Here is a 13,535-nt window from a genome sequence, read left to right on the forward strand (position 1 = left end):
TACCCCGAAAGGGAGGCTCGAAAGAGCAAAACCGCTATGCGTACAGGGTTGTTTAATTAGATACAGTAATTGTCCTGTTAAAAGTGCAATACAAAAGTACCCTAATTAAACAACTCCAAGGCGGTAGCGAAACTAATATAAAGCCGTCCTATAAGGACAGGGTTTCTACCCAATTTTTCGATGAAAATTATTGCCAAGTCCAAACGTCCCGCCAGTCAGATTGCCTTAGAACTCGAAATTCCCCCCGAAACGTCCAAACAGGCTTACGAACAGGTCGTCCGCGATCTCTCTCGCAAAGTAAAAATACCGGGATTTCGTCCGGGGAAAGTCCCGCGTCAAATCTTAGTTCAGCGTTTGGGATCGAAAAATATCAAGGCCGAAGCCCTAGAGAAAATCGTGCAAGAGAGCGTCCAAAGCGCGATCGACCAAGAATCCATCGAAGTTTTAGGAAACTATCAGATCGAACCCGCTTTTGAAGAACTTGTCGGCAACTATAAACCCGGCGATGCTTTAACTTTTTTAGCTTCAATGGATGTCCCCCCAGAGGTCAAGCTGGGGGATTATCAAGCCCTAGAGGTTAAAGCCGAAGAAATCAAATACGAACCCAGCCAAATTGATGAATTCTTAGACCAACAGCGATCGCGCTTGGCCACCCTCGTCCCGATCGAAGATCGCCCCGCAAAAATGGGAGATACAGTAGTTGTAGACTATGCCGGACGCTTGAGCGCCAATGAAGAAGGAGAAGAAGAAGCCATTTCGGGAGCAGAGGCGAAGGATTTTCAACTCGAGTTGGAATCTGGGAAATTTATCGAAGATTTGATCGCCGGAATTGAGGGAATGGAGATTGGGGAAACTAAAGAAATCCCCGTGAAATTCCCTGAAGACTACGCCCGAGAAGACTTAGCGGGTCAAGAAGCCATCTTTAATGTCACCTTACATGAAATTAAAGAAAAAGAACTGCCGGAACTCGATGATGAACTCGCGGAAGAAATTAGCGATTTTGAGACCTTAGCTGAACTTCGAGAGCATTTAGAATCTCAATATCAAGAAAAAGCGGAAAACGAAACTAAGGGCAATATTGAAACAGCCCTTACCAAGGCTCTCGTGGCAATTGCCGAAGTCGATCTTCCAGAAACCCTCGTCAGTCAAGAAAGTGAAACTTTGGTCAAGCAGAGTTTGATGGAAATGGAACGCTACGGCTTGGATGTCAACCAGTTTTTCACTTCCGATCGCCTGCCGCAATTAAAAGAAGCAGCGCGACCCGAGGCCATGGAAAATCTTAAATCTTCCTTGTCTTTAGCAGAAGTAGCCAAACTCGAAAAATTAGAGGTTGATAAGGAAGAACTGGAAAAACGAGTGGCAGAATTGGTAGAACAATTAAGCGATCGCAAACTGGACATGGATCGCGTGCGAGAATTCGTCACCGACGATCTGCGTCAAGGAGTTGCCCTCGACTGGTTGCGGGAAAAAGCGACTGTTGAACTTGTCCCAGAAGGAACCCTCAAAGCCTCGGAAGAAGAAGCAGAAGCCCCAGAACCAGACTCAGAGACAGAAGTAGAACCCGCTATCGAAGTTGAGGCAGAAACAGTCCCCGACGAAAGCGAATAAAGCAGAAATTCCGGATAGGATGTAAAGTTCTCTCCGGAATTTCTTTTAAAAAAGCGATAACCCTTGCCCTCTCAGCATTTTCCACAACAAACAATGGACAAATAAATCATAACTTTTACCCAATTGCACGACAGACTTGAAAGACTTGCGGCATAATAGTCACAATAAGACAAGCGTAAAACCAAGCGTAAAACTTTGTACCCTTATATTAAATTCAAAACTAAACGACAGCCGTAATGATTGAATCGCGATCGCCAGATCTTTCACCCTACAGTTCTCAAACCCATTCCTATTCCTCCACCCATAACTCGGCAGGCTCCCCCGAAGCCGTGATCCCAATGGTTGTGGAACAATCAGGAATGGGCGAACGCGCCTTTGATATTTACTCCAGATTATTACGAGAACGGATTGTTTTCTTGGGCAGTCAAGTCAATGATACCGTTGCTGACTCTGTTGTTGCTCAATTGCTCTTTTTAGATGCAGAAGACCCAGAAAAAGATATTCAACTCTACATAAATTCTCCTGGGGGTTCGGTTTACGCGGGCATGGCGATTTATGACACCATGCAGCAAATTCGCCCGGATGTGGCAACGATTTGCTACGGTTTAGCCGCCAGTATGGGGGCATTTCTCTTATCTGGAGGCAAAAAAGGCAAACGCATGGCCTTACCGAGTTCCCGAGTCATGATTCACCAACCCCTCGGAGGAGCCCAAGGCCAGGCGATCGATATTGAAATTCAAGCGAGAGAAATTCTCTACATCAAAGAACAACTGAACGAACTCCTTGCCAGTCATACCGGGCAACCCCTCGATAAAATTGCCGCCGATACCGAACGAGACTTCTTTATGTCCTCTCGCGAGGCTCGAGACTATGGATTAATCGATCGCGTCATCACTAAACCCGGACTGTCCCTAGTTGAAATTCCAGCTACCGCCCTAACTTATTAAATACGAGGTCAATATGCCTAAATATGACTCCCATTTAAAATGCTCTTTCTGTGGTAAATCCCAAGAACAAGTCCGAAAGCTAATCGCAGGGCCAGGGGTATACATTTGCGATGAATGCGTCGAACTCTGTAATGAAATTTTAGATGAGGAGTTAATCGATTCATCAAGTCCCACCCCACAACCGGTTTCCCGTCCAGAAGAGCATCCCCAAAAACAGCGCCGCACTCCCGCAGAGCGAATTAGTTTCAATCAAATTCCCAAACCGACGGAAATCAAGAAATATCTTGACGAACACGTGATCGGCCAAGATGAAGCCAAAAAAGTGCTTTCTGTGGCAGTTTATAACCATTACAAGCGACTCAGTTTTGTCCAAGCAAAAAACAATAATGCGGGTAAGGAAGGAGCAGAAGAGACGGTAGAACTGCAAAAATCCAACATTCTCCTGATTGGTCCGACGGGTTCGGGGAAAACTCTGCTGGCTCAAACTCTGGCTAAAATTTTAGACGTTCCTTTTGCTGTGGCTGATGCGACAACCCTTACGGAAGCCGGTTATGTGGGGGAAGATGTGGAAAATATTCTGCTGCGTCTCTTGCAAGTGGCGGATCTGGATGTCGAGGAGGCACAGAGAGGTATTATCTATATTGACGAAATCGACAAAATTGCCCGTAAAAGCGAAAATCCTTCCATTACCCGGGATGTCTCTGGGGAAGGGGTACAGCAAGCCCTTTTGAAGATGCTGGAAGGAACAATTTCCAATGTTCCTCCCCAAGGCGGACGCAAGCACCCCTATCAAGATTGTATTCAAATCGATACCAGCAATATTCTCTTTATTTGCGGTGGGGCATTTGTCGGACTCGATAAGGTGATTGAGCGTCGAACTGGGAAAAAATCTATGGGCTTTATTCAGCCAGGAGAAGCCCAACCCTCTAAGGAACAGCGCACTGCGGATGTCTTGCAATCTTTAGAACCGGAAGATTTAGTCAAGTTTGGTTTAATTCCTGAATTTATTGGTCGGATGCCTGTTGCGGCGGTACTACATCCATTGGATGAAGAAGCCTTGATGGAAATTCTCACTCAACCTCGCAATGCGTTAGTGAAGCAATATCAAAAGCTATTGTGGATGGACAACGTACAGTTAGAGTTTCGTGCTGAAGCTGTGCGGGCGATCGCCAAAGAAGCCTATCGACGCAAAACCGGAGCCAGGGCGCTGCGGGGGATTATTGAAGAACTTATGCTCGAGGTAATGTATGAGTTACCCTCGCGTAAAGATCTGCGCCGTTGTGCGATTACAAAGGAAATGGTGGAAAAACGTTCTACCGCCGAACTTTTAGTTCATCCTTCTACTCTTTTGAAGCCAGAATCAGCATAAATCAAAATGAAAGCGGAAGGAGAAAAAATCAGTGTTCGGGGAGTTGAACATTATTATCAATGGGTACGCAAAGAAAAGGAAAGTTTGTCAAAACCCGTTCTCGTGTTTATGCACGGTTGGGGGGGATCGGCAAAGTATTGGGAGGATGTGGCGAACATTCTTTGCGAATATTTTGATTGTTTGCTCTATGATTTTCGCGGATTTGGCCGTTCTACTTTATCCAGTTCTACTTTAGCGGGGCGATCGCCGTCTTTAAGTTACGAACTGGAAGAATATGCGGAAGATTTAGTGATTTTGTTGGCTCAATTGGGGGTTGAGAAATTTACTCTCATGGCTCATTCTTTTGGTGCCTCGATCGCCACATTATTTGCCTGTCGCTATCCTCAACGAATTGAAAAACTGATTCTAACTTGTAGCGGCATTTTTACTTACAACAAAATTACCTTTCCTGCTTTTCATGTGGCTGGGACTCTCGTGGTTAAGCTCAGATATCAGTGGTTTATGAGCGTGCCTTTTGCCGGGCGCTTATTTATGATGCGATTTTTACATCGTCCTTTGAGCGATCGCCTGAATCGGATGTTTTTAGAAGACTATTTACAAGCCGATCGCGAAACAGCGACGGAAACCATAAAAACCGCCGTCAGCAAAAAAGCCGCCACAGAAATGCCCCAAGCCTTTGCCAGTTTACAGATACCCACATTGTTGATTGCCGGAGGAAAAGACCAAATTATTCCCCCTAGGTTAGGAAAAAGTGCGGCAGCGCTGAATTCTAAAATCACCTATAGAGAAATTCCCAAAACGGGTCATTTTCCCATGTTGGAAGATCCCGCAACCTATCTGAGACAAGTCCGACAATTTCTAGAGATTAATTAAAAATTGTAAAGAATCAAAATATTTCTTATAATTTGTTTACCGATAACAAACACAGTTAATTAATATTGCCAATGCAAAACCCCTTGATTAAGCGCCTGTTTATCTCCTTAGTGGCTTGTTTTGCCGCCTTTTCAGTTTGGTTCGTTGCCCCCAATGCCAGTGCGGTGAATAATCCCGAACTTCTTCCCGATATTCAAACTCCTATCGTCGATCTAGCCAACCTTCTGCCCTCCCTTCAAGAAGAATCCTTAAAAGATAGCTTTGACCACTTTGAACAAGAGACTGGTTGGAAATTACGGGTTCTGACGCAAAACGATCGCTCTCCCGGTCGTGCAGTTAAAAAGTATTGGGGACTTGACGAACGCAGCATCCTCCTCGTTGCTGACCCCCGAGGGGGAAATCTGTTAGCCTTTAGTGTTGGCGATGACGTTTATGAGTTTTTGCCGCGAACCTTTTGGGTTGAGCTACAAACACGATTCGGCAATCTCTACTATGTTCGCGATCATGGGGAAACGAGTTCTATTGTTAATACGATGGAAACCGTTGCTACCTGTTTACAAAAGGGTGGCTGCGGTGTTGTCCCAGGATTACCCAGAGAACAATGGATTTTCACCCTCATTACTTCTATTCTCGGTGGTCTGATTTGCGGGTTTGCCGCTATTCCTCGTAAAGAAGGTCAAATTTTTGCCTGGCAGTGGGCGTTAATTTTCTCTCCCCTGTGGGGAATTTTATTTCTCGCTTTTGGTATCGGTCCGGTGGTGACGAGAACTTCGGACTGGCTGCCCTTATTTCGCAATGTTATGGGTTTTGCGTTAGGTGTTACCGTAGCCTATCTATCTCCAATGCTCAACTCATCAACTATGTCTGAAACTTAATCAGGAATCGGGAATCGGGAAGACGGAAGGATAGATTTTTCTCCTTTTCCTCTTTTTCTTTGCATCTTCCCTTCACTGTTATTTCTCCCTATGTAAAGAAAAGTAAACATATTTTTACTTTTTGTTAAAATCAGTAGACTTAATAATAGCTTAGTGCATTGAGTTGTAGGTGATCTTAAATCTCTGAAACTCTTGTTATGGCATTAAAATAATTTGGTAAGAATTGATAAGATTATTAGAGCGAAAGACCCCAACTCCATTATTATTGAGATTAAGCTTTGTAAAAATTCGATAAGATTACGGAGGTTTTAACTTGGCTATTCCTCTAATTAACTATGCTCCAAAGTCCCAAAACGGGCGAGTTAAAGGTTATGATGTGGCGGGTGATGAGAAGCCCAAAATTTTCTCTTCAGAAAACGTCCTATCTCCTGGAGATACGGGGGATCTGATTGAAGCGGCTTATCGCCAGATTTTTTTCCATGCGTTTAAGTGCGATCGCCAAACTTTTTTGGAATCCCAGCTTCGTTGCGGTCAAATCACCGTGCGAGAATTCATTCGGGGTTTGTTGCTTTCCGATACCTATCGGCGGAGTTTTTATGACCTCAACAGCAACTATCGCTTTGTGGAACAGACCGTTCAGAGGGTTTTAGGCCGGGATGTTTACAGCGAACGCGAGAAAATTGCTTGGTCGATTTTAGTTGCGACTAAAGGTCCTCAAGGATTCATCGATGAATTGCTCGATAGCGATGAATATGTTGAGAATTTTGGCGATGATACCGTTCCCTATCAACGTCGGCGCATTCTGCCCGGACGGGAGACGGGAGAAACACCCTTTAATATTCAATCTCCTCGCTATGGTGCCTACTATCGCTCGATTTTAGGTTTCCCTCAAGTCATTTGGCAAACCACGGTACGGAGCTATACTCCGCAGGATCGGAAGCCCAAAGCTGGCGATCCCGCACTTTACATGAGTCTTGCTCGCGGCCTCAGCAATGCGAAAGGAGTCGCTTCGGCTCGGGTTGCTACTGCAAGTATCAATATGGGTTCTGTTCCCTATCGCAAGTTTAACGGTTCGATCGGCCCTACTCCTAGCGCCCCTCGGGAAACCGCTAACGTCTAAATTGCGTTTGTTTGCTTATAACGGGTTGACACTCGGTTACTAAAATTGGGGAAGTTATTAATTGGCAAAATTATTTTGGCGATCGCCAAGATTATTCTGTGGATTGATGACTTCCCTAAATTTTTTGGGATTCAGAAAGATGAGATTCTTGAGTGAAAGAAGCAACCAAAGAAACCGATGCGATCGCCGAGGTAATTGCCCTGAGAATGCGCTTCCCCAAGGAAACCGGAATATAACCTTCTATCTTTGCTTTCTCTATTTCTTGAGCCGTCCAACCACCTTCGGGACCCGTTAAGAGTGCAATTTCTCTTCTCTTTCCCTCTTGCAAACAGGATAATAAGGAAGCATTTTCCCCTCGCGCAACGCAAATATATTTTTCCGAACAGTGTACGGTTTGTAAAGATATCTGAAAAGATTGAGGCTCGAGAATTGTTGGCACGATCGCCCGTTCCGACTGTTCTGCGGCTTCTGTGGCAATTCTGCGCCATCGGGTTAGCTTTTGCAGACTCGGACGCAACAGGACGCGATCGCTAATAATAGGCACAAATGTGCTGACCCCCAACTCGGTACAACACCGAACAATCTCATCAAATCCATTCCCTTTGGGTAATGCAACCATTAGGGTCAATTCTAAAGATAATTCACTTTGTAGGGATAACGGTTCGATCGCGATCGCGCCTTCATTTTCCAAAGCTGCGATCCAGGCTTTGCCTCGACCATCCATAGCAATAAAGCGATCGCCATTTCCCAATCGCAATACCCGCAGTAAATAGTGTTTTTGTTCTGGGGTGAGAAGGATTTGATGGTCTCGTTGCTGTTGCGGGGCGATCGTTAATCGTTGGAGTTGAGAGGACATTTTTGGCAATTATCAATAATCTAGGACTCACGCATAAACGGGCAAAATGACCGCACTATCTAGAATAGGGGAGTGGGAGCGTCTCGCTCCCTAGCTGCGTAAGTATCAATTATCAATTATCAAACCGTCATTTCTTCCACAGGGAAACGTTTCATGGACTGTAGTGCCTGTTTCGCATTGCGTTTTAATTCTTCCGATAATCCTGGAACATGAGGAATTTGTGAGAGAATATCCATTGTCCGCCGCAGTATTCTCACTAAATCACCCTCATCTAAATTAGTTTGGGCGCACATTTCATCCCACTCGACCCCTAATGTCCATTGTTCGACAATACCAATGAGGTCTAATATCTCTTCTTCTAACCAAACCGGTAAGCTCACTTTATGATGATATTGACATTTAATTAACTCTTTTCGCAAAGGAGAAAGTTGCTTGAGGGCAATTAAACTTTCTTGGGGAGGCAGATAAGCTGTTCCCGTATCGGGGCGAGGGGATTCAGAAATTAAGGCATAAGCTGCCGCCGCTAAATCTTGGGGACGTAATCGATCTAACTGACTGGACATCATTGCTAAACCCAACCATAACTCATTATCCCCGCGAATTGCCGCCGCCGCCTTGCCCAGATCCGTAGGTTCATATCCATCCAGTGCCTGAAATTCCCGCAGGACTTTGACTAAACTCATGAACTCCCGCCAGTGGTGAGTTTGATAGTCCTTGTATTTTTCTTGCCGATCGCGCAGTTGCGATCGCAGTTCCGAACGATATTTGTTGCGTTTGAGGAGTTTTCCTGGTTTTCCCCATTGCATGAGGGGATGATTTTGCAGTTGTTCTCCCACAGCTTCAAGTCTTTGGCGCTGTTCGTAAACTTCTGGGGTTTCTAGGGCGGCGATCGCATTATTGGGAATGCAGCGAGCAACTTCCGCACTAATTGCATCTCCTTTAAAAGATTGCCCTAGTTTAATCGTTAAAGTATCGGGAGGAACTAATGTATCGAGAAGAGAAAGAGATAAAGAAGCTGGATCGATGGTAATAATATCGGCAGTGGCTACCACATACCAACGATTATCCTCTCCCAAACAGACGAAATAAGGGGCTTGACCGCTTCCTGGGGTTTGGGCGAAGACAATGGCAGCAATGGGGGTCGCGACTTTAATATGTCTACCTTTAAGATAAACCACTCGCCCGCTCGATATTTCCTTCAGGGCGCGGGTAATTTCCCGATGATGAGTTTGTTCTGCTTGTTCTTGCAGGGTTTTTAATAAGCGGCGTTCTTCTCGCTGGTGTTGTTTAAGTTTCTCGTAATGGGAGAATTGCTTGTCGTTAATTGGGGCAAGTTCAACATCCAGTCTGGCTAATTCCGTGGTTAGATAGGCGATCGCCTCTTTTTCCGGTTCGAGGGCGAGTGTGGCAATATATTGGGCAAAACTGCGTTCGAGTAGTTCTTTAACTTCTTCAATACGATGGGTTTGCAGTAAATTCAACACCATGCCGTAGGTGGGAGTAAACTGGCTTACTAAAGGATCTGGGGGTTTCAACGCTAAAGTTGCGGCATCTTTGGGTCCCTCAAAGCGCGTTTGTACCGTAACCACGTAGCCCTTTTCGTCCATACCCCGCCGTCCCGCCCGTCCTGCCATTTGCAGGAATTCAGAAGCCGTTAGAAGACGATGACCGCGATCGCTGCGTTTGGAAATGGCGGAAATCACTGTAGTGCGGGCGGGCATATTGATTCCGGCGGCCAGAGTTTCCGTAGCAAACACGACTTTAATTAACCCTGCTTGAAACAATTCCTCGACAAACCCCTTCCAAGCAGGTAAAATTCCCGCATGATGGGCAGCAATACCGCGATGCAGGGGTTCCACCTGTCCGCTACGGGCAGCACTGGGATTCCAAGCCAAAAACTCCTCAATACGTTGTTTTAACTCCCTCGCCTCCCCTGGATTAACGAGATTAAATCCAGGCAATTGTTCTGCGGCATTATCGCATCCCCGACGGCTAAAAATAAAGTAGATCGCTGGCAACATATCTTTCTGTTCTAGTTGCTTCACCACTTGTATAATGGGGGGGCAATCTTCTTTTCTCAAGCGTTGTTTGGGGTTGCGCCGTCCTTGGGGTAATAAGCGACGATTGACGGCATCTTGTTTCTCATTTAGGAGAGGGAAAAGACCCTTGAGGGTGCTGAAATTAAATTCAAGAGGGATGGGGCGAAAAGTGGAGTGAATGAGGACGGTTTCACCATGAACCTGTCCGATCCAGTCGGTGAGTTGGTCGGCATTCGCCACTGTAGCGGAGAGGGCTGCTATTTGTACCTGGGGCGGACAGTAAATAATTGATTCTTCCCAAACAGTCCCGCGCTGACTATCATTCATATAGTGGCATTCATCGAGAACTACGGCTTCTACATCCGTGAGGGAAGTTCCCACTTGTCCGATGGGAGTTCCGTAGAGCATATTTCGGAAAATCTCTGTGGTCATCACTAACACCGTCGCTTCTCGGTTGTAGGAAGCATCTCCGGTGAGTAGTCCCACATTCTCTTCGCCGAATTGCTGACGAAAATCGCGAAATTTCTGATTAGATAGGGCTTTGAGGGGGGTTGTATAAAAGACTCGTTTGCCTCGACTTAGGGCGCGATAAATGGCATATTCTCCAATGAGGGTTTTTCCCGATCCCGTGGGAACGCAGACGACAACGGATTTGCCCGAGTTGAGGGCGGCGATCGCTTGCTGTTGAAACTGATCGAGTTTAAAGGGAAAGAGTTTTTCTAACTCGAGGGAGGGTTTTGAAGTTGTAATTTTACTAATTGGCTCGTTCATATAAAGGGGGAAATTTCCCGTTTTTTCTATTCTAGAGCCTCAATGGGAATGGCGATCGCACTTTTAAGGCAAATGTTGCCAGAACTTAGCCATTAAGGAGTAAAATAGCTCAATATCTTGAGAATTCAGCGAACAATTGAGCAATATTCCTAGTATATAATGACGAAGGGCATTCAACTCGAACTTTTTTCTACCCCTGATTTATTGACTTCTTCCTCAAAAGGAGCAACGAAAGAAAAATGGGGAAGTTTTACTAATAATATGAAACTGCCTCTTCATCGTTGGTTTCGCTATTCTGCGGGTTTTTCTGCCACTTGGGTTGAAAAAGTTCTTTTAGAAAAGAAGCCTCAAACAGTTCTCGATCCTTTTGTGGGTTCTGGAACTGTTTGTGTTGCTTGCGATCGCTATAGTATTAACTCCTATGGCGTTGAATCCCATCCCTTCGTTTATCGACTTGCTTGTGGAAAACTGCACTGGTACTCTACTGTTAGTGAATTTTTAGACACAATTGCCGAAATTAAAAATATTGCTCTTAAGATTGATCCCGTATTTCCTGAGAATATTCCGAAGTTATTGAATCAGTGCTATACAGAGGAAAACTTACAAGACCTCTGGAAAATTAAAGAAGCCTATTTAACAGTTGCACAAAATTTATCAGAGGGGATTAATGATTTAGTTTTTTTAGCCATTTCTGCAATTTTACGACCCACGAGCTATGTCGGGACGGCACAATGGCAATACATTCTTCCAAATAAGCGCAAAGCTAAGGTATTAAACCCATTTATCGCACTAGATTATCAAGTTCAATTCATGCGAGAAGATATGGAGAAGATGCAAGATAATGTGAGAAATAGTCACGCCAATCTTCTCAAAGGAGATGCACGAACATTGGCAACAATTTGCGATCGTTCCATTGATTTTGTTCTGACTTCTCCTCCTTATGCGAATAATTATGATTATGCTGATGCTACTCGTTTAGAAATGACTTTTTGGGGAGAGGTAAATAATTGGGGAGATTTGCATGAGTTAGTCCGTCGATTTCTGGTGCGATCGAGTTCGCAGCACGTTTCTAAAGATAGATTATGTTTAGATTTATTACTTGCCGAACCCATTATTGAATCAATCAATAATGAATTGAGTTCTGTTTGTCAAACATTAGCTCAAGTCCGCTTAACAAAAGGAGGAAGGAAGAAGTATCATACTATGATTGCTGCTTATTTCTTGGATATGGGAAGGGTATTGCGCGCTCTTTATCGGGTCACTAAATCTGATAGTCAGATTTGTATGGTTATTGGAGATTCAGCCCCTTATGGCGTTTATGTCCCCGTCGAAAAATGGCTGGGTAAACTGGCTGTAGCATCAGGATTTACATCTTGGTCTTTTGAAAAAATTAGAGATCGAAACATAAAATGGAAAAATAGAAAACATACCGTTCCACTTCAGGAAGGAATTCTTTGGATTAATAGGTAAATCATGGCACGATCTCCTGCTCACCAATTTGGTCAAAATTTAGGTAAATTTGTTGAGAATGTTGTTCTAAATCATATCCTTAAACCCAGATTGCAAGAATTTACTGAATCCCAAAACTATTATCTAGATTGGCAACGCAATCGTACAGCAAGACAAGGTAAAAAAGTCACTTGGAAGGATAGACATGGAAATAAACACGATCTAGACTTCGTGATTGAAATTGATGGTACAGAGGATGAAATTGGCAAGCCAATTGCATTTATTGAGGCAGCTTGGCGCAGATACACAAAACATTCTAAAAATAAAGCTCAAGAAATTCAAGGTTCAGTTTTACCGATTATTGAATATCATAAACTATCTGCACCATTTTATGGTGTAGTTCTGGCGGGTAAATTTACACAGCCTGCTTTACAACAACTCGAAAACAATGGATTTTCTGTGATTTATATACCTTATGAAGCTGTAATTACAGCTTTTAGAGAAATCGATTTTGATATTGCTTTTAATGAAGAAACTGTTGGAAAAAGTTATACTATTGCTGTTGAAAAACTGAAAAATTTGAGAATTTCAGAGCAAGAAAAAATCAAAGAACATTTAATAAAAAATTCTCAAGACCAAATCGCTCAAGACCAAATCGATCGATTTATGGATCGACTCCAAGCAGTTCTTAAACGATATATCGTCAAAATTAGCCTAATTCCTCTGTTTGGCAAGAAATATGAGTTTGAAGCAATTGATAATATATTAATTGACTTGGAGCAACTCGATTTTTTCAATCCAGAAGGCGAATTTGAGAGATTTAAGGTGACAATCGACTACAGTAATGGAGATATAATCCGAGCCACTTTTCGAGAGAAAAGACAACTCATTCAGTTTCTTGAACAACTTAAATAAGTACGATCGCATTTTGTCTCAACTGTTTACCTCTTTCAATTGTTTTTCATAGGTATTAATCTTGCCATTTAATTCGCGAATGCGTCGAGAAAGCGATCGCGTAATATTAACAGCAATTTCTGGGGTTTCTTCGATCGCATCGATGAGTTGTAATTGATTCAGAGTTAAACAGTCGCAAGTTTCCAGTGTCGTAACAGAAGCCGATCGCGGTTCCGCGTCAAAGAGAGACATTTCGCCAAAAAAGGTGCCTTGTTCTAATTTGGCCAAGTCGCGATCGCCCAAATGGACTCGCACTCTTCCCGAAACCACAATGTAAAGCGATCGCCCTTCTTCTCCCTGTTCAAAAATGGTGTGATCCGAGGGAAAAGAGAGTTCGTCCATTGCTGAAGCCAATTTCACCAAAAATTCATCTCGCAATTCCTGAAAGATCGAGACGCGCCGAATAAATAACAAGCGTTCAAAGCTACTTAACATTTATGGGTTATGGGAAATTGTAATCGGTAACGGGGAGGCGGGCATGAGCGTAAAGTAATTCAATGTTAGCAGAGGTTGGAGAACCACGAGAATCCCCCAATTCAACTCTTCCCAGAGGCGATCGCGCCCTACTTTAGAGATGGTCAGGAACCTCAGCCTAAAGGCGTGAGGCTTGAAAGAGAAATCTAACAAGCCATTCTGACCAGACTAAGTACCCCGCGTACTACGTTATTTGGGTC

11 protein-coding genes are annotated in these 13,535 nt (G+C 44.1%); 8 read left to right on the forward strand and 3 right to left on the reverse strand.

Annotated elements, in window-relative coordinates; all coding sequences use genetic code 11:
- Positions 1 to 180 precede the first annotated feature (180 nt).
- The 6 genes from tig to JUI58_RS15230 all read left to right on the forward strand — a co-directional run bounded on the left by tig (position 181) and on the right by JUI58_RS15230 (position 6,792).
- Entirely contained in the window at positions 181 to 1,608 is a 1,428-nt protein-coding gene (gene tig, locus JUI58_RS15205; protein ID WP_204104647.1) for a trigger factor, read from the forward strand.
- Between the two features lie 236 nt (positions 1,609 to 1,844).
- A complete protein-coding gene (gene clpP, locus JUI58_RS15210; protein WP_204104648.1) occupies positions 1,845 to 2,555 on the forward strand; it encodes an ATP-dependent Clp endopeptidase proteolytic subunit ClpP in 711 nt (236 codons plus the stop codon).
- A 13-nt stretch (positions 2,556 to 2,568) separates the two neighbouring features.
- Positions 2,569 to 3,924, forward strand: coding sequence for an ATP-dependent protease ATP-binding subunit ClpX (gene clpX, locus JUI58_RS15215; protein ID WP_204104649.1), 1,356 nt, complete (start codon positions 2,569 to 2,571; stop codon positions 3,922 to 3,924).
- Positions 3,925 to 3,930: 6 nt separating this feature from the next.
- The gene (locus tag JUI58_RS15220) at positions 3,931 to 4,797 is read left to right on the forward strand and encodes an alpha/beta hydrolase (RefSeq protein WP_204104650.1); all 867 of its coding nucleotides are present in this window, start codon (positions 3,931 to 3,933) and stop codon (positions 4,795 to 4,797) included.
- Between the two features lie 71 nt (positions 4,798 to 4,868).
- The gene (locus JUI58_RS15225; RefSeq protein WP_204104651.1) at positions 4,869 to 5,672 is read left to right on the forward strand and encodes a TPM domain-containing protein; all 804 of its coding nucleotides are present in this window, start codon (positions 4,869 to 4,871) and stop codon (positions 5,670 to 5,672) included.
- Positions 5,673 to 5,985: 313 nt separating this feature from the next.
- Positions 5,986 to 6,792, forward strand: a complete 807-nt coding sequence (locus tag JUI58_RS15230; RefSeq protein WP_239121501.1) for a phycobilisome rod-core linker polypeptide — start codon at positions 5,986 to 5,988, stop codon at positions 6,790 to 6,792.
- Positions 6,793 to 6,907: 115 nt separating this feature from the next.
- Here JUI58_RS15230 and JUI58_RS15235 read toward each other — a convergent pair whose 3' ends face one another.
- The gene (locus tag JUI58_RS15235; RefSeq protein ID WP_204104652.1) at positions 6,908 to 7,648 is read right to left on the reverse strand and encodes a 16S rRNA (uracil(1498)-N(3))-methyltransferase; all 741 of its coding nucleotides are present in this window, start codon (positions 7,646 to 7,648) and stop codon (positions 6,908 to 6,910) included.
- A 119-nt stretch (positions 7,649 to 7,767) separates the two neighbouring features.
- Positions 7,768 to 10,458: a DEAD/DEAH box helicase gene (locus tag JUI58_RS15240; RefSeq protein ID WP_204104653.1), complete on the reverse strand. Its 2,691-nt coding sequence runs from the start codon at positions 10,456 to 10,458 to the stop codon at positions 7,768 to 7,770.
- Positions 10,459 to 10,617: 159 nt separating this feature from the next.
- Here JUI58_RS15240 and JUI58_RS15245 point away from each other — a divergent pair, with 159 nt between their 5' ends.
- A complete protein-coding gene (locus JUI58_RS15245; RefSeq protein WP_204104654.1) occupies positions 10,618 to 11,928 on the forward strand; it encodes a DNA methyltransferase in 1,311 nt (436 codons plus the stop codon).
- Between the two features lie 3 nt (positions 11,929 to 11,931).
- Positions 11,932 to 12,822, forward strand: a complete 891-nt coding sequence (locus tag JUI58_RS15250; RefSeq protein WP_204104655.1) for a hypothetical protein — start codon at positions 11,932 to 11,934, stop codon at positions 12,820 to 12,822.
- An 18-nt stretch (positions 12,823 to 12,840) separates the two neighbouring features.
- Here the strand turns inward: JUI58_RS15250 and JUI58_RS15255 are convergent, their stop codons facing one another.
- Positions 12,841 to 13,296 (reverse strand): cyclic nucleotide-binding domain-containing protein, encoded by a 456-nt coding sequence (locus JUI58_RS15255; protein WP_204104656.1) that lies wholly within the window; start codon positions 13,294 to 13,296, stop codon positions 12,841 to 12,843.
- Between the last annotated feature and the right edge of the window lie 239 nt (positions 13,297 to 13,535).

Source organism: Spirulina sp. CCY15215, from assembly GCF_016888125.1.
In the GTDB taxonomy this organism is placed as follows: domain Bacteria; phylum Cyanobacteriota; class Cyanobacteriia; order Cyanobacteriales; family Spirulinaceae; genus CCY15215.